The following is an 18,051-nucleotide window of genomic DNA, read 5'->3' as shown; positions in this document are numbered from 1 at the left end:
AACGTCAATGATCACCAGCAACCAGACGCGTTCGATTTCGAACTCGTGCGTAAAACCGAGCGGATCGAGCATCACGATCTTGAGCCGGATATCGAGCCGGTGCCCGTCGAATTCAACGACCTGGTAAGGACGCGTCGCGGCGGGCGCAGCGAAATCATCGCTGCGCGGCAGGCCTTTCAGATGCGCCGCGCCAGCGGCTCGCGCAGCGATGCCGAATTCGCTCAGCAGTTCGCTTTTGACACGGGCCGAGAGCGATCGGATCGCGTGGCTCGCCGTATTGAACGGATAGTCGGCAGCCACGAGGCCGCACTGACGACATTGCTGCAGAAAGCCCGCATGCAGTCCTTGCAGGCCGCGTAGGCGTGTGCGCAATTCTCCGCCGGTACGGATCTCGATCAACGCCACGCGACGCTGCTTGATTTGCAGCCGCAGCCACGCCGCGAGCACCGGGAATCGCTCGAACAGTTGCGATAGCGCGCCGGCGGCGCCGCGGATACCGCGTTCGTCGTTCGGTTTCACCGGACTCAAACGCACGTAATCGGCAACGCGGGCGTGCAAGACCAGCGCGCGAAAGCCATAGAGGCGACCGTCCGGGTGCGCTGCGAGTGCCCGCTCGAGCAGGCGATAAAGTTGTCGTCGGTTGACTCCCGTGCTCTGCTCAATCTCCTTGATCGCAGCGCCACGCGCATACTGCTCGATCGCTGCCATACGCGCCTGAATCGATTCCCTTTCGGCAGCATCAAACTCGGTCCACGCGATGGTCGGCCAGGACGACGGATCCAGTGTCTGAAATTCCGGCTTGCGACGTGCCATCATGCCGCCTCGGTTGCGACGAAGCGCGTCAGCAACGACAGAGGCTCGGTACGCAGATCAACCGCGTCCACGTGCCCTGCATACACGAGCGCGAAAACCGCCGCACGGACCAGCGCCGGATCGCCGACAGAGAGCTCACGCTCGATCTCGAGCAAGGTATACGGCATCGTCACGAAAGTTTCGACTGCGCGTAGGAGCGAAGACGCGACCAACCCGCGCGCCGCGACTAGGCAGGGCAGCATGTGCCGCCAGTTATCGATCCAGGCGCGCGCGGCCGCGAGGTCGGTTGATGTCATCGACCGGACGGGTACGCCGTCCAATTCATACTTGGGGCGAGCAGCATGGAGCCGCACGTCCGCGAGCGAATCGGACAGGATGACCACCTCTTCGCGGTCGGCGTAGCGGATCCAAAAATCGGCGAGATAGCGCTGTCCGTTGAGCTGCACGTAACCCGGCCGCTCACAAAATGATTGGACAGCGGGATCCGTTTCGATGAGCAGCCACAGTTCGGGCGCGCCACGTTGAAACAGCGTCAGTCGACGATCGAGTTTGAGGCTGAAGGAGGTCTGGCCGGGATTCGTAAAAAATCCGCCACATCTCGATCTAAGCAGCTGATCTAAATAAAAAAAGTCGATGGTCGGATCGAGCGGTGGACCGGGGCGTTGAAGATCCAGCAGATAGTCCACGAGCCGGTTAATGCGCCCCCGCCCGTACGGGGTGTGCTCAAGATTCGGATTTTTCGCACGCCAAGCGATGTCGCTTGCCGGCCGATACTGTTGAAAAACTCTTCTATCGCGGGCTCCGCCTGGTTTTCAGGGGTCCTCTTACCCGTAACCGATGCTCATGAGTGGCGTATAGGTCGATCTGAACGGTCGATTTTTAGCTAAGCGGTCCCATCACGGCGAGAAGCGAGTTTTTCAACAGAATCGGCCACGAAGCAGTCAGTCCAAGGAGCGTTCGGCAAAATTCCGGATGTCCAAGCCCCAATACCGAGCGGCCGCTCGGACCTATGTCGAAGTGCCGACTTCGTGGCTTCTGCGCCAGCGCGCATAGGACGCCATCATCCGGCAGCACCGTGCGGCATCATTTCTATTCGCGTGGCAAAGCTACCGATCGGCGATGGCAGGTGCGAACAAATGTCCGGGCTGAATGCTCCGGCCGCCGGACAGCGAAATTAATGTGGCTCAATTTCATGAGCCAAATAGATTGTGCTGGATCTGCCCCAGGTGTTCTGTCAGAACCTTGGCAGCCGCCTCTGCGTCACGGTCTCGTAACGCCTCAACAATCGCGCGATGCTGAGCCTGATACTCTTCGCGACGACCTGGTGTCAACGAGAGGCGCTTGAGCCGCCCCCATTCGCCTTGCTCGCGGACACGATTCATCAGCTCAAGAATCTGCATGAAGAATGAGTTGTGCGTCGCAATACTGAACGCACGGTGCAGTTCGCCGTCCCAGTGTTCGAACTCTTCGACCGTTTCCGCCGCCTCCGAGCGCTCAATGCACTCCGCCATCTTCGCAAAGTCTGCGCTGGTGGCATTCCGCGCGATCAATTTCGGCATCAAGGGCTCGATAAGCAGACGAGCCTCCATGAGTTCAGCTGGGCTGGTTTGATGCACCGAGACGCCTTGTTCATCAGCTTGCGCTTGCGTCCGGACCGATTTTGGAAGTGCAAGGGCGGCTCCGGCCTTGACGTAGGTTCCGCTACCCACGGACTGAGTGATCAGCCCGCGATCCTTTAGATCTTGAAGGACGCGCCTCACTGCACCGCGGGAGGCGCCGAATTGCTCACTGAGGTGCCGCTCTGCGGGCAATTTCATGCCATCGCCCATACGACCGGTCGCAATCTCCTCGACCAGGTAAGCAGCTAATGCCCTTGCACCCGCTGCTCGTACAGAGCTGGTTGCTTCTACCTCGCTCATTACCTTCCTCCGGGATTTCGTGGTTGCCATTCTAGCTCATGTAGTACCAATTGGACAGGATTTTGGTTAACCCGTACTTGCGCGTGATCCACTTTGGTTCTACAGTGTGAGCACTTTCAACCAATTGGACTCGCGAACAGGAGTGATCTCATGAAGCTGGCTAACCTTAATGTGGCGGGAAAGAAGACAATTTCGATTGTGGATATCGTTCATTCTCGATTCTGGCCGGTCCAATCGTTGGTCCCCCAATTTGACGGCGATATGGTCCAATTGATCCAACAATTTGAAGAAGTCAAACCGCATCTGAAGCCAACGGGGAACGGTTTGTCGCTCGCGGAGGCCACCATCTTGGCCCCGATCGATCAGCCGCGTCGCAACATCTTCTGTGTCGGCAAGAACTATCACGAGCATGCGGCCGAGTTCCAGAACTCGGGATTCGACAGCAGCGCAAAGAACGGCGAGCACGCGCCGGAGGCGCCGGTCATTTTCACCAAGCCGGCGTCGACGGTGATCGGGCCGTCGGCAAAGATCCCACGACATGTCGGCGTGACCGCTCAGCTCGACTACGAGGCCGAGCTGGGTGTCGTGATCGGCAAGGGCGGCCGGGGTATCAAGAAGGCGGACGCAATGAATCACGTCTTCGGCTACACCGTGATCAACGACTTCACCGCTCGGGATCTTCAGAAGCTTCACCGCCAGTGGTTCCTCGGAAAGTCGCTCGACGGCTTCTGTCCGATGGGGCCGTTCGTGATCACGTCGGACGAAGTCAACGGCCAGAACATCGACATCAAGTGTTGGGTGAACGGCGAATTGCGTCAGAACTCCAACACGTCCAAGCTCATCTTTGATATCCCGACGCTGATCGAAACCCTGTCGGCCGGCATCGAACTTCAGCCGGGTGATGTGATTGCGACCGGTACCCCGGCCGGCGTCGGTATCGGCTTCAATCCACCCAAATTCCTGCAGAAGGGTGATGTGATCCGAATCGAGATCCAGAACGTCGGTGTACTCGAGAATGAGGTGGGCGAATGACGACGACCCTCATCAGAGATATTGCCGTCGAGATAACCGGGGAAGGTCAGCCCGTCGTGTGCATCCACGGACTCGGTGGCTCCTCGAACAACTGGACCCCGGTTCTGGAAGCCTTTGGGGGCATGCGTGTCGTCCGACTCGACTTGCCCGGTAGCGCGCGTTCAGCGCTAGCCAACGAGCCGTTGTCCATCGAACTGTACGTGTCCCGGGTGGCCGATGTGCTGAGCGAACTCGGTATCGAGCAGGCCCACATCGTTGCACACTCGATGGGCACCATCGTGGCTCAGCATCTCGCAGTCCAACATCCTCATCTCGTCCGCAGCCTCGCGCTCTTTGGGCCGTTGCTGGCGCCACCAGACCAAGGCCGGCCCGCGATACGGGCGCGCGCAGCGCTGTGCCGCGATCGAGGCATTGCCGGCCTCCAAGAGATCGCGGATGCGATCGTCAAAGGCGCTACCAGCGTCGAGACCAAGTCCGTGCGGCCGGTGACGGTCGCGCTTGTTCGCGAAAGCGTCATGCGTCAGTCCCCGGAGGGGTATGCACAAAGTTGCTTGGCCCTGTCCGAAGCGAGCGAGGCAGCAATTGATCAAATCTCGGTCCCGACGCTGCTCGTGACGGGGGACGAAGATGCGGTTGGTCAGCCCGCGCTGGTCAAAAATATGAGCGAGCGAATTGACGGGAGTACGTTGACGGTTCTTCGCGGCTGCGGCCATTGGACCACGTTCGAGAAGCCCGCCGAGTGCATCGCCGAACTCAAGGCGTTCTACGACAACGACAAGTAATTCGCTGAGGCTTTGGAGGAGACATGAGCAAGATCGTATTTACGAACGTCAACATTTTCGACGGGAGCGGAGCAGATCCCTATAAAGGCGAAGTCCTCATCGAAAATGATCGAATCAAGTCTGTGTCGAAAGGCGGCGACGTCATGCGCCCCGCAGACGCGCAGATCGTCGATGGTCGAGGCAAGTTCGTCATGCCCGGCATGACGGAAGCACACACCCACTTCTCGTGGAACGACCAGCCGACGCTTGCGGCTATCCAGTTCATGCCGCCGGAGGAGCATATTCTCTGGTGTGTACGGGTCGCAAAGCGCTATCTGGACATGGGCTTTACGTCGGCGCTCGGAGCCGCGGCGGCCAAGCCGCGCCTCGACGTCGTGTTGCGCAACGCTATCAACGCGGGCGAATTTCCCGGCCCGCGTTATCTCGCGGGCAGTCAGGAAATCACGACGTTGGGCGGCTTGGGCGACAACACGCTTCCGCACCTCCCGTATCGTGAGCTCAACTTCGGGGAGGTTGTCAGCGGTCCGGAAGAGGTCCGCCGCGCGACTCGCATGTTTGTGAAGTACGGCGTTGATCACCTGAAAATCAACCTTTCCGGCGAGTATATCGCCGGCATTCCGGCCGAAGCATCGCCGTTCTCGGAAGAAGAAATCGCGATGTTGAGCGCCGAAGCGAAACGTGCCGGCAAACGTGTAGCAGCCCATGCCCGTTCGAGCGAGTCAGTGAAGCAGTGTGTCCGACACGGCTTTGAACTGGTCTTTCACGCAAGCTTCGCGGACGAGGAAGCCCTGGACATGCTGGAAGCGAACAAGGACAGGCATATCGTCGCCCCGGGGATCGGCTGGCTCGTAAGTACGCTTTACCACGCGGAGCAGTGGGGTATCACCGAAGCGATCGCAACGAAGATGGGCTATGCACGTGAACTGGAGATAGCTTCCGAGACGCTCACCAAAATGCACAAGCGTGGAATTCGCATCGCGCCGGGAGGCGATTACGGGTTCGCGTGGATGCCGCATGGCACCAACTCCCGCGACCTCGAACATTTCGTCAAGTACATCGGCATGACGCCGAAAGAGGCCTTGCTAGCCGCGACCCGCCTGGGAAGCGACGTCATGATGCACTCCGAAATCGGGCAAATCCGCGACGGATACGTGGCCGACATCGTGTTCGTCGACGGAAATCCACTGGACGATCTGAAGATTCTGCAAGATCCGGCCAAGATCGTCGCGGTGCTGCAAGCAGGCGAGTTTCGTAAGGGCGGGTCCGGGCTTCAGCATCAGCTCGAGCAACTGTAATCAAGACTGGAAGCACGATGCAGCACGAGCGCGTCAGGCACGCTCGTGCTCGCGCACGGTTCTCAGAAGCTGACTAATCAAGCGGCGGAATCCCGCATGTAGGTAAGACAAAGATCTCACCGTGGGACGTGATACAGCGCGGCGCGTTTAATACATTAGTTATACTAATAAATTAAGGAGACGATATGGACAAGAATTTTGGATCATGGATGAGGGTGCTCATCACGATGCTGGTTGGCTTCCTCAGTACGTCCGCGATGGCCCAGAATTTCGCCGTCAACAACTTCAACTTCCTGTACACGAATCGTTCTAGCCCGGATCCTATCTATGGCTATGGAACAGGCAACGGGAACCTGCAGACGTATCAATTTGAACACTTCAGCGGCAATCAGTTTGGCGATATCTATTTCGACGCCGAGCTTTACCATGGCAACAACGTTGGCGCTCCGTTCAGTAACGCGAACTTCCAGAACCTTCTGGTGTTTAACCCGCGACTTAGCTTCGGAAAAACGCTCGGGAAAGACTTGTCCGTCGGTCCGATTTCCGACGTATCGCTCATCGCCCGATGGGAGCGGGGAAGCTATCCCGATACGGACCATTTCGAGTCTCAGAACTACGGCTTGTCGCTCAATTTCAAGGTCCCGGGTTTCGCATGGTTTGAGTCAGGTATGCTTTACCGAAACACGAACTTCGATAAGCATACGTGGCTGTGGCGATCGGTGCTGCTCTCGAACCCTATCGAAGTAGGTGGTCAGAAATTCCACTTCAACCTTCTGTCGCTCATCAATGGTTCTAACCATAACGGGACCGAGGTATTCGAGCGAGCGGAGCTTCTGTGGGAGATCTTCGGCAAGCCGCAGTACCAACTCGGTGCTCGCTTCGAGTTCATGCATTACAACAACAATCCCGTCGGCGGTGGGACCTACAACAAGTACATGCCGGAAATAATGTTTAAGTATACGCTTTGATTTAACTAGTTGACCGGCGAACATGCCGGCCGATGAGGTGATCAACGCTATTCCACCGAGGTGGGTCGAATTCTGGCTTTCACAGTTGATCCACCCTATCAATGACGCTGTACACGTACTCGGCATCCAATATCATTCCACCCCATGTCCATGACGAGGCGTTGAATTTCCAGCGCGAATGTCGGCTACGCATTTTGGAACGGTATTTAGAGCGTCGTCAAATTGATTGTCTCCTTCGGGGCACTCAGAGTCATTTGAGACATCCGCGCTGGACGCTTGGCGTACGAAAAAAAATCCGGGTCCTGAGGGCACCCCAAGACGCACGCGCGAGATTGAAAATCCGACGAGCATCAAGATGTATCGCTATCGCTAACCTATATTATCGATAGGGTCACATTTTTAGATGAAACTGCCATTTCGCAAAACGCGTCACACCTGAGCGGCACGCCGTTGTCATCCCACCGCCTATAATTTTTGGATGCCGAATAATCTGTCACCACCATCGTTTCCCGAAGCCGCGTCCCTGTCCGCAGTGCGTGCGTGGTATGCGGGCGTTGGCTCGCGTGAGGCGATTGAGCGTTATTGTCCGCACGCGCTTGGAGGGGGTCAGTCGGCGCGCGGTGTGATCGGCCGGATGCGCCGGCAGATCGCCGATTTCGCCCTCAGCCGTCATCGCGCCGATTTGGCCCGGCCGTTCCTGTGTGCGGCCGGCGAACGGAGCCGTCACCGCAAGGCGGCGATCCAGGCGCTGGACACACTGCCGTCGCTGCCGGTCCCGCACCCGCAGGTGAGCGATCCAGTCGATGCCTGGCTGTCGCCTCGTGTTGTCGCAGTGCTGCACCGGCACGGCATCCGGACGCTGGCCGATCTGACCGTGCGCATTCCCCGTCGCCGGCAGTGGTGGCTTGTGATTCCCGGACTCGGTGAACGAAGCGCGCGCTGGATCGAAGGCTTCTTTGCCGCTCATCCGGCGCTCACTGAGCGGGCTCGCGCACTGGTCGCGGTGGCGACGCCAGAACCCGTGGTGCCGTGGGAACGCATCCACGTACCTCATGAAGTCGATGGGTCGCGCGGCACTTTCCGCGCGCCGAAGCGAATGTGCGCGCTCGAGGCCGATAATGACTATCAGGCGATCAACGCGTGGCTCGAACGATACGAAGCTGCTGAAACACGACGCGCCTATCGCCGGGAAGCCGAACGCCTGATGCTCTGGGCTATCGTCGAGCGCGGCAAGGCGTTGTCCTCACTCACGAGCGAGGATGCGACCGCCTATCGCGCCTTCCTACGCCATCCAACGCCGCGTGCCCGCTGGGTCGCGCCGGCGCGGCCGCGACCTTCGCCCGAGTGGCGTCCGTTCACGGGCGCGCTGTCGCCGGATTCGATCGCCTACACCCTGTCGGTGCTCAGTGCGATGTTCCGCTGGCTGATCGAGCAGCGCTACGTACTGGCGAATTCGTTCGCGGGTCTCAGGGTGCGCGGGGCGCAGCGCAACGGGGAACTCGACATCTCGAGGGCCTTTACGGCCGGCGAGTGGGAACTGGTCCGAACCATCGCCGACGGGCTCGAACGGTCGCACGGCTGGACGGTACCGGCCGCACAGCGTCTGCGCTTCGTGCTCGACTTTGGTTACGCGACCGGCCTGCGCGCGAGCGAGCTGGTCGGCGTCACGCTCGGCGGCATCGAAACCGGCGCGCGCGGCGAGCGTTGGCTGCATCTCACCGGCAAGGGCGCGAAGGCCGGCAAGGTGGTGTTGCCGCCGCTGGCAACGCACGCGCTGGACCAATATCTCGTTCAGCGTGGACTACCGGTAACCTCAGCCCGCTGGCAGCCGGACACGCCGCTGCTCGGCCATCTCGATGCGCCCGGCGGCATCACCACGCCGCGCCTAAGGGAGGTGTTGCGCCGGTTCTTCCATGCCGCCGCCGACGCCATCGAGGCGGACCACCCGGCGCTCGCCGGCAAGCTGCGGCGCGCGACCCCGCACTGGATGCGCCATACGCACGCGACACACGCACTTGCCAACGGCGCGACGCTTACCACCGTGCGCGATAACCTGCGTCACGCGTCAATCACGACCACCTCGATCTACCTGGACGACGACGAAGTCCAGCGGACCCAGCAGATCGAGCGGATTTTTGCGCGACGGCCGCCGGCATGAGCACCGTCCACGAGACCATCTATCCGGTGCTGCCTGCCGAGCCGGGCGCGGCGGAGCTGAAAGCTGCGTTCACGCCGAGCACCGCGGAAATCCGATTCGTACGCCGGCAATCCCGTCAAGAAGCGACCGCCGTCTTGATCATGGTGCAACTGAAGTTGCTGCAGCGTCTCGGGTACTTTCCAATGCTCGCGGATGTGCCGTCCGTCATTATCGATCACATCCGGATCGCGATGCGGGTCCGCACCTTGTCCCGGGCAACGATTGCGCGGTACGACGTGTCCGGCAGCCGCATCCGTCACCAGAAACTGCTGCGCGTCTGGCTCGACATCCGAGCGTTTGATGCGGGTGAGACGGCGTGGCTGACTGAACTCGCGTCAGCGGAGGCCCGGACAAAGATCGAACTGCCCGACATCATCAATGTGCTGATCGAGGACCTGGTCCGCCGCCGGTACGAGCTGCCGCCGCTGGCGACGCTGCAGCGCATCGCCACGCAGGCGCGCAACGATCTGAACGCGGCGATCTATGAAGCCATCACCGGCGCACTCGATGCAACCCTCATCGAACGGATCGAGGCGCTGCTCGTCGTCAAGGCCGGCAAGTCTGGTTGGGACGATCTGAAACAGGAGCCGAAGCGACCCGCCGCGCGGGCGATCGCCAGCTTCCTCAAACATATCAACGGGATCAGGAAACTGGCGGAAGGCTTGCCGGCGCCGCCCGCGATCGTCTCTGTCAGCAAGCGGGCCCAACTGGTCACCGAAGCGCGGGCGCTCGACGTCGCGGAACTGCGTTCGCTCAAGGCCGCGAAGCGTCATGCGCTCGCAGTGCTGTTCATCCAGGCGCAGTTGCAGAAGGCGCTCGATGACGTCGCCGAGATCTTCATCAAGGTGGTGCGCAAGCTCGAGTCCTACGCCAAGGTCCGGCTGCAGAAATACCAGCTTGAACACGCCGATGTGCTGGAGGGGCTGGTCGGGCAGTTCCGGGATGTCCTGCAGATTCTCCAGGACGAGGGCGTATCGGAGCGCAACCGGTTGCCGAAAATCCGCGAGGCGCTCGGCGACCCGGCCGAAGCGCTCGCGCAATGCAACGAGCACATCGCTTATGCCGGGCAGTTCGATCTGCCGTTCATGCTCGTGCCGTACCGCACCCAGCGCTCGCTGCTGTTCCAGTGCCTGGACGTGCTGCCGCTGCAATCGAGCTCGCAGGACCGCGCGGTGCTGGTCGCGCTCGCGTGGCTGCAAGGTTTCCGCAACGCGCACCGCGAATACCTGCTGCTGACCGACAACGACCTCGCGAACCTGCCGCTGGACTGGTTGCCGGAGAAGTGGGAGCGCGCGGTGTTCCCGCACAGACGGGACAGCCGGATGCTGCACCGCCGGTTCTTCGAGCTGGGTGTCTTCAGCCAGATCATGCGGGAACTCCATTCCGGCGACCTCTATGTGGAGGGCAGTGACCGCTTCGACGATTATCGGGTGCATCAGGTCACCGACGAGGAATTTCGGCGTGAACTGCCGCGCTACTGCGAGATCGTGGGCTTGCCCGCGGACGGCAAGAGCGTAGCGAAGGATCTGCGAGACAGGCTGAACGCGGCGCTCGACGAGGCCGATGCGAACTTCCCGGCAAACGACAGCATCGAGTTCGTCAATGAGGAACTCGTCATTCACAAGCCGGGCAAGGAGCCCGAACCGCCGAACCGGTCGCTGATCGATCAGGCCATCACGGCGTCGATGCCGCAGGTCAGCATCCTGGATCTCCTCACCGAAACCGAGCAGTGGTTCGACCTGCATAAACTGTTCGGCCCGCTGTCCGGGTTCGACGCGAAGGTCGACGATCCGCGCAAGCGTTTCATCACGACGCTGTTCTGCTACGGCTGCAACCTCGGTCCCAGTCAAACCGCACGCTCGGTGAAGGGACTCAGCCGCAAGCAGGTCGCCTGGCTGAATCTGAAGCACGTCACCGAGGAGCGGCTCGACAAGGCGATCGTGAAGGTGATCAACGCGTACAACCAGTTCGCGTTGCCGAAATACTGGGGCAGCGGCAAGCGCGCGTCGGCGGACGGCACCAAGTGGAGCCTGTACGAGCAGAACCTGCTGTCCGAATACCACGTTCGTTATGGCGGATACGGCGGGATCGGCTACTACCACGTGTCCGACATGTACATCGCGCTGTTCAGCCACTTCATCCCGTGCGGCGTTCATGAAGCCGTCTACATCCTCGACGGCCTGATCCAGAACGGTGCAGACATCAAGCCGGATACGATCCACGGCGATACGCAGGCGCAGAGCGGTCCCGTGTTCGGCCTGTCTTACGTGACGGGCATCAACCTGATGCCGCGCATGCGCAACATCAAGGATCTGGTCTTGTACAAGGCCGACCGGCGTCGCAAGTACGCGCACATCGACAGCCTGTGCCGCCGGGCGATTGACTGGGATCTGATCGAGCGGCACTATCCCGACATGATGCGCGTCGCGGTGTCGATCAAGGCGGGCAAGATGACGCCGTCGACGATCCTGCGCCGGCTAGGCTCGGAAAGCACGAAGAACAAGCTCTATTTCGCGTTCCGGGAGCTGGGGCGCGTGATCCGTACGCTGTTCTTGCTGAAGTATCTGAATGACCCCGACCTGCGTCGTACGATTCACGCGGCCACCAACAAGAGCGAGCAGTTCAACGATTTCGCGCAGTGGCTGATGTTCGGCGGCGAAGGCATTATCGCGGAAAACGTCCGGCACGAGCAGCGCAAGGTCATCAAGTACAACCACCTCGTCGCGAACATGGTGATCCTGTACAACGTGCAGTGGATGTCGCGCAAACTGAAAGAGCTGCAGCAGAAGGGGCATCCGGTCGACGCCGAGGTGCTCAAAGTGCTGTCACCGTATCGGCGGGAACATATCAATCGACTTGGGGACTATCTGCTGGATCTGCAACGCCCCGTTCCACCACTCGATCCGACCATCGATTTCGCTTTCAAATCAGCAGCTTAATTCGAGATGTGGCGGATTATTTGCTTTTCCCGGCCAACCCTCAAGTAGCGCTCGACGTCGAACTCCGACAGTCGCGCGGGTAAGCGATCTTGCCCCACATACCGAAATTCCAGGCCTGGCATCTGCTGCCTCCCGTCACGGTCGCAATTAAAAATTGCGGGCACGTAGCTTACCGCAGATCGCGGCCGGGACTGCCGACGGTAGCCGGAATCGACCGCAAGGCCTTGCTACAGAAGGCTTTGCGGCGAAACCGCCAGATTTTGCACGAAAAGGACGATTACCCCTTCATAGGTGCCATGCATGCCCGGCATGCCGAGGCATCGCGAGTCGGTGCCAGGGAAGGTGCCGAGCGCCATCAGCGTATTGGCCACAGGCGCATCGAGACGCTTTGCGAGCCGCGCGATTTCATCGCGCGCGCCCGCAGCGCTCGCACCGCCGCCGACGAACAGGCATGGCCGCTGTGCTCGCACGAGCATGTCCGCCGCACGGCGAATCTGTCCGGCGTGCGCGTCCTTGGGTGAACGATAAGAGCGCAGCGACACGGATTCCGGGTAAGCGAATTCCGCGCATGCCTGCAAAACGTCCTTCGGAATATCCACGACCACCGGACCGGGCCGCCCCGTGCTCGCGATATGGAAGGCCTTCTTCAATGTCACCGCGAGATTGGCCACGTCGAGCACGAGGAAATTGTGCTTGACTATTGACCGGGTGATCCCGACGGTATCGCACTCCTGAAACGCATCCGATCCGATAGAAGCCGTCGGCACGTTGCCGGTAATGACGACCATCGGGATCGAATCGAAATACGCGGTCGCTATACCCGTCACGGCATTCGTCACGCCCGGTCCCGATGTCACCAGTGCAACCCCGACTTTCCCCGTCGCACGCGCGAAGCCATCGGCCGCATGGACCGCCGCCTGTTCGTGCCGAACCAGCAGGTGGGAGATATCCGCACTTTCCTGGAGCGCATCGTAAAGCGGCAACACTGCGCCACCTGGATAGCCCCAGACGGTGTCGACGCCCTCTCGTCGCAGTGCCGACACGACCATCTGAGCACCCGACAGCACCGCACCGTCTGCTGCATCGGCCCTTGCAACCTGCTGGATCTCCGATTCAGCATTATTCACGTCACTCCCCCTTTCGCTAAACAACCGTCCAATCACTGCTTCTCATATGCTTTCCATCGATCCGGCTCTCGTCGACCGGATCGAGGGAATCGAGCGCCGTCCGGTTATCGCAACCAAGGCTCGACGCGATTGCTGTCCGTTCTGCCGTATTTTTCGATTGCTTCACGCAGCACCGATTTTTCAACGGCCCCGTCATCCACCAACGCCTTCAGCGCGGCCAGCACGATCGCTACGCGATCGACCTCGAAGAACTCGCGAAGCGCCGCGCGGGTATCGCTTCGGCCAAATCCGTCAGTCCCGAGCGTGACGTATCGGTGCGGCACGAATGCCCGGATCAGTTCCGGCACCGCCCGTACGTAGTCGGTTGCGGCGATCACCGGACCGCGGGTCGCCCGCAGGGACTCGGTGACGTAAGGCACGGCTGGCTCATCATCGTCGAACAGCCGCGCGCCACGCTCTGCGGCCGAGCCGTTGCGATGCAGTTCGGTGAAGCTCGTCACGCTCCAGATCGCCGCATCGATGCGCCATTCGTCCTTCAGCATGCGTGCGGCCGCCATCACCTCGCCGAGAATTGCGCCGGCCCCGAGCAACTGGACTTGCGCCGTATCCTGCGTCGACGGATCCAGCGCGTACATGCCGCTCAATACGCCATCCCGTACGCGATCGACGTCGGCAAGCGATGGTTGTGCATAGTTCTCGTTCGTGACCGTCAGGTAGTAGAAGACGTCACGTTGTTGCTCGATCATCTGCCGCATCCCTTCGTCGACGATGATCGCGATCTCGTACGCGAATGCAGGATCGTAGGCACGGCAGTTCGGCACGGTCGATGCCGCGAGCAGGCTCGTGCCGTCCTGATGCTGCAGCCCCTCTCCGCCAAGCGTCGTCTTCCCCGAGGTCGCACCGATCAAGAAACCGCGTGCGCGCTGGTCGGCGGCAGCCCAGATCAGATCGCCGACTCGCTGAAAGCCGAACATCGAGTAGTAGATGTAGAAAGGCAGCATCTGCAGATCGTGGACCGAGTACGCCGTTGCCGCGGCGATCCACGACGAAATCGCGCCTGCCTCGGAGATGCCCTCCTCCAGAATCTGCCCGCGCGTGTCTTCCCGGTAGTACAGCATCGATCCCATGTCCTCGGGCTCGTACAACTGCCCGAGCGGCGAATAGATGCCGACCTGACGGAACATATTCGCCATCCCGAAGGTACGCGCCTCGTCCGCCACGATCGGTACGACGCGCGACCCGAGCGCAGGATCCTTCAGCAGCGCCGTCAGCATCCGGACGATCGCCATCGTCGTCGACATTTCCTTGCCGTTGGAATCGATCGCGAATTGCCCCCACGACGACAGTGCCGGCACCTGCACCGCGGTGGACGCCGCTTGGCGCCGCCGCGGCACGTAGCCGCCGAGCGCGGATCGTCGCTCATGCAGGTAGCGCATCTCCGGGCTCGACGCATCCGGCTTGTAGAACCGGAGCTGCTCGACGTCTTCGTCGCTCAGCGGAAGCCGGAAGCGATCGCGGAATTCGATCAACTGCTCGACGTCGAGCTTTTTCTGCTGATGCGTCGTCATGCGGCCCTGGCCGATCGAGCCCATGCCGAAGCCTTTCATCGTCTTGGCGAGAATGACGGTAGGCTGTCCCTGATGTTTCAGTGCGCGATCGTAAGCCGCGTGAAGCTTGCGGGTGTCGTGACCGCCTCGACGCAAACGCTCGATCTCTTCGTTGCTCAGATGGGACGCCAGCGCGGTCAACTCGGCGTTCTGTCCGAAGAAATGCTCGCGGTTGTATGCACCGTCGTTTGCCGAGAACGTCTGAAACTGCCCGTCAACGGTATGTGCGAACGCACGAAGCAGCGCGCCGTTTCGGTCGCGAGCGAACAGGGCATCCCAGTCCGATCCCCACAGCACCTTGATGACGTTCCAGCCAGCCCCGACGAACTGCGCTTCGAGTTCGTCGATGATCCTGCCGTTACTGCGCACGGGGCCGTCGAGGCGCTGCAGGTTGCAGTTGATCACGAAAACGAGGTTGTCCAATTTCTCGCGCGCAGCCAAGGACAATGCGCTGAGGGATTCCGGCTCGTCCATCTCGCCATCCCCGAAGAATCCCCAGACTTTGCGGCCCTCGGTCTGCAGCAAACCTCTGTTTTGCAGGTAGCGCATGAAGCGGGCCTGGTAGATCGCATTGATCGGACCAATGCCCATCGAACCGGTCGGAAACTGCCAGAAATCGGGCATCAACCACGGATGCGGATACGAGCACAGGCCCGGCCCCGCAATCTCGCGTCGGTAATGCGTCAGGTTTTCATCGTCCAGGAAGCCTTCGAGAAAAGCGCGTGCATAGACGCCCGGCGACGAATGAGGCTGGAAATAAACGAGATCGTCGCCCGGTCCGGCGCTGCCGTCGGCCGGCCCGCCACGGAAGAAATGATTGAAACCGACTTCGAACAAGTCGGATGCCGACGCATAGCTCGCGATGTGTCCACCGAGTTCGCCGTACGCCCGATTTGCACGCACGACCATCGCAAGCGCGTTCCAGCGCAGCACGGAGGAAAGTCGCTCCTCCAACTCGAGATTGCCCGGGTAGCGCGGCTGTTGGTCGAGCGCAATCGTGTTCTCGTACGGCGTCACGTTGCTTCGCTTCGCGGCGAGTCCGCTCTTGCGTGCATGCTCGGCAACCCGATCGAGCAGGAACTGCGCCCTGTCCTTTCCAACCGATGTGACCACGGCATCGATCGCTTCCAGCCATTCAGCCGTTTCAACCGGATCCGCATCGACGTGCGTTGTATCGGCATGCTTCGCTTGGTCGATCCCACTGGATAAGTTTGTCATTGCAAGTCTCCCGCACGCCGCCCATCGACGCGCATCAATCTGTTCATGCTACCGGTCGAGGTGCAGAATATGTTTCTGAACTGCTTGAAAATTTAGACGCGGACCAGTGTAAATATTCCGGATACAGACACGCTTCCAGACGATTCCATCCATGAGCTCCAACACCAAACGACTCGACCGAATTGATATCGGTATCCTCAACGAATTGCAACAGAACGCGAAGATCACCAATGCGGATCTGGCGCGTGCGGTCAACCTTTCCCAGACGCCCTGCTTCAATCGCGTGCGCGCACTGGAAAAGCTCGGCCTCATCAAGCAGCAGGTGACGCTGCTCGACCCCGAACCGCTCGGTCTCAGCATCAACGTGTTCATCCAGGTCAGCCTCGAAAAGCAGGTCGAGCATGCGCTGCAGCGTTTCGAAAAGGCGATCTCGGAGCAGCCCGAGGTGATGGAGTGCTATCTGATGTCGGGCGATGCGGATTACCTGCTGCGCGTGGTCATGCCGGACATGCGCGCGCTGGAACGCTTCATCATCGAACGGCTCACGACGATTCCCGGTGTATCGAACATCCGCTCCAGCTTTGCGTTGAAGCAGGTGCGCTACAAGACCGCTCTCCCGCTGCCGACGCAGGGGCTCACGCTCGTCGACGCCAGCAAGACCGCCGATTGGGATTGAGTGTCGAACCGTGGCAATTCGCCGGCACCACGGCATTCGTCGCGCCGGGGATGCAAAATCCGGCAGGCGCGCGCACATCCCGCGTCTGACGATTGGTTTCCTTGTCGACCAGCCAGCCCCCGTCGTAATGACGACGGGCGTGCCGGTCGCAATACGCGCGTTGTCCGATCAGAAGCGGTGACGAAGCCCGACCTGAACCAGTTCCTGCGTACTGGTCCCCGCATATCCGAACGAGCCGATCGACGCCTGTGCCGGCTGCAGAACGCGTTGGCCTGCCGAGTTGTACGTAGCCTGCGTCCCGCTCGCATGCTGATACGAGCCGATCATATAGACGTCCGTCCGCTTGGACAGTGCGTAATCCGTGCCCAGGCCGACCTGGTGATAGATCGCCGACGTATCGCCGCTCGCGCGCATGTAGCTGTAACCCGCACTGAGTCGCCACGCCGGGTTGACCCAGTACGTGACATAGCCGCTGCCGACGTTGTATGTCTCGTTCGACTGAAACGCGGAGAATGCATCATGCTTGTATTGCGCGTTGCTGTACGACGCGCCGAGCACGAACGGCCCAGCCGTGTACTGAGCCGCCGCACGGAAGATCGCGATCGAATGGGCGGTCGTATATCCGTTGTTGATCGGGCCGTCGAAGATCGAGTCGCTCGACGACGTCACACCCCAGTTCGAGGCTTTCGTTGCGGTTCGGCCGCCGCTCGGATTGTTCGTATAGAAATAGCCGGCGGCGGCGGCCAGCGGACCGCTCTTGTAGCTCACTGCTCCGCCCCATGCCTGCCCCTGCCCGGTTGCCCCCGCGTTGTTCCCAAATGCGTACAACCCTTCGAACTGCAGCCCGGCGTATACCGGCGACAGGTACTTGACCGCATTCGACACCCGCAGGCTGTTGTCATAGTTGTCGACATCCCCCGGTGTGCCGGCCGTCGACGCAATAAAGGCATCCGCAGTCAACCCTTGTACGGTATCGACCACCGGATCGTATTGCCGGCCCAGCCTGATCGTGCCGAACCGGTCGCTTGAAAGCCCGACGAATGCCTGACGCCCGAATTCCCGCCCGCCTTGATTCAATGCGCCATTGGCGGAATTGAACCCGTTCTCGAGCACGAACACGGCCTTGAGGCCGCCTCCCAGTTCCTCTTCTCCTCGCACACCCCATCGGTTGCCCGACATGGTTCCCTGCTTCATGCCGACGAAATTGTCGTGGCCGCTCTGGTGGTTGACGTAGATGACGCCTGTATCGATCACACCGTAAAGCGTAACGCTGCTTTGTGCGCTGGCCACGCCGGACAGCGCGAGAGCAGAAATGGCGATAGCCGATTTCGTGTACATGGAGATCTCCAAAAATAGTTAATCGATTTATATGTTTTTACAGCCACATTAACGATTTGATTCGCACTACGAATCCACCGTTGCGTACCTGTGCGTACGATTTCCGCATCTGGCATCCCGATACGCCTCCTGGCAACGCA

11 protein-coding genes and 2 pseudogenes are annotated in these 18,051 nt (G+C 60.4%); 7 read left to right on the top strand and 6 right to left on the bottom strand.

All coding sequences use genetic code 11. The annotated features are described in order from the left end of the window. The 3 genes and pseudogenes from DIE16_RS34235 to DIE16_RS34225 form a co-directional block, all read right to left on the bottom strand. Positions 1-813: pseudogene (locus DIE16_RS34235) on the bottom strand (integrase); the annotation flags it as partial. Beyond that, positions 813-1,424 (bottom strand): hypothetical protein, encoded by a 612-nt coding sequence (locus DIE16_RS34230; RefSeq protein ID WP_409364195.1) that lies wholly within the window; start codon positions 1,422-1,424, stop codon positions 813-815. The pseudogene DIE16_RS34235 and the gene DIE16_RS34230, both read right to left, overlap by 1 nt. A 579-nt stretch (positions 1,425-2,003) precedes the next feature. Next, on the bottom strand, positions 2,004-2,762 hold the full coding sequence (locus DIE16_RS34225; protein WP_011545442.1) for a FadR/GntR family transcriptional regulator: 759 nt from the start codon (positions 2,760-2,762) through the stop codon (positions 2,004-2,006). 120 nt (positions 2,763-2,882) lie between these two features. Here DIE16_RS34225 and DIE16_RS34220 point away from each other — a divergent pair, with 120 nt between their 5' ends. From DIE16_RS34220 to DIE16_RS34195, 6 genes are all read left to right on the top strand, one after another. Then, complete coding sequence (locus DIE16_RS34220) at positions 2,883-3,764, top strand: fumarylacetoacetate hydrolase family protein (RefSeq protein WP_124522645.1); 882 nt, start codon at positions 2,883-2,885, stop codon at positions 3,762-3,764. Continuing rightward, positions 3,761-4,546 (top strand): alpha/beta fold hydrolase, encoded by a 786-nt coding sequence (locus DIE16_RS34215; RefSeq protein WP_011545440.1) that lies wholly within the window; start codon positions 3,761-3,763, stop codon positions 4,544-4,546. The genes DIE16_RS34220 and DIE16_RS34215 overlap by 4 nt, the downstream gene beginning before the upstream one ends. 23 nt (positions 4,547-4,569) lie before the next feature. Beyond that, complete coding sequence (locus DIE16_RS34210) at positions 4,570-5,841, top strand: amidohydrolase family protein (RefSeq protein ID WP_124522643.1); 1,272 nt, start codon at positions 4,570-4,572, stop codon at positions 5,839-5,841. Positions 5,842-6,026: 185 nt separating this feature from the next. Beyond that, positions 6,027-6,809: a hypothetical protein gene (locus DIE16_RS34205; protein WP_011545438.1), complete on the top strand. Its 783-nt coding sequence runs from the start codon at positions 6,027-6,029 to the stop codon at positions 6,807-6,809. A gap of 478 nt (positions 6,810-7,287) precedes the next feature. Beyond that, entirely contained in the window at positions 7,288-8,967 is a 1,680-nt protein-coding gene (locus DIE16_RS34200; protein ID WP_124522641.1) for a site-specific integrase, read from the top strand. Then, positions 8,964-11,945 (top strand): Tn3 family transposase, encoded by a 2,982-nt coding sequence (locus tag DIE16_RS34195; protein WP_124522639.1) that lies wholly within the window; start codon positions 8,964-8,966, stop codon positions 11,943-11,945. The genes DIE16_RS34200 and DIE16_RS34195 overlap by 4 nt, the downstream gene beginning before the upstream one ends. 284 nt (positions 11,946-12,229) lie before the next feature. On the opposite strand, the pseudogene DIE16_RS34190 reads toward DIE16_RS34195, so the two are convergent. Further along, positions 12,230-12,994, bottom strand: a pseudogene (locus tag DIE16_RS34190) (thiamine pyrophosphate-binding protein); the annotation flags it as partial. A 182-nt stretch (positions 12,995-13,176) separates the two neighbouring features. Further along, positions 13,177-15,897, bottom strand: a complete 2,721-nt coding sequence (mdeB, locus tag DIE16_RS34185; protein ID WP_124894264.1) for an alpha-ketoglutarate dehydrogenase — start codon at positions 15,895-15,897, stop codon at positions 13,177-13,179. Positions 15,898-16,048: 151 nt separating this feature from the next. Between mdeB and DIE16_RS34180 the strand changes: the two genes are divergently transcribed. Further along, complete coding sequence (locus DIE16_RS34180) at positions 16,049-16,573, top strand: Lrp/AsnC family transcriptional regulator (RefSeq protein WP_124894263.1); 525 nt, start codon at positions 16,049-16,051, stop codon at positions 16,571-16,573. 168 nt (positions 16,574-16,741) lie between these two features. On the opposite strand, the gene DIE16_RS34175 is transcribed toward DIE16_RS34180, so the two are convergent. Further along, entirely contained in the window at positions 16,742-17,917 is a 1,176-nt protein-coding gene (locus DIE16_RS34175; RefSeq protein WP_409364475.1) for a porin, read from the bottom strand. Positions 17,918-18,051 lie beyond the last annotated feature (134 nt).

It is taken from the genome of Burkholderia sp. Bp9090 (assembly GCF_003857985.1).
In the GTDB taxonomy this organism is placed as follows: Bacteria; Pseudomonadota; Gammaproteobacteria; order Burkholderiales; family Burkholderiaceae; genus Burkholderia.
This window is presented reverse-complemented; position numbering and strand designations above follow the sequence as displayed.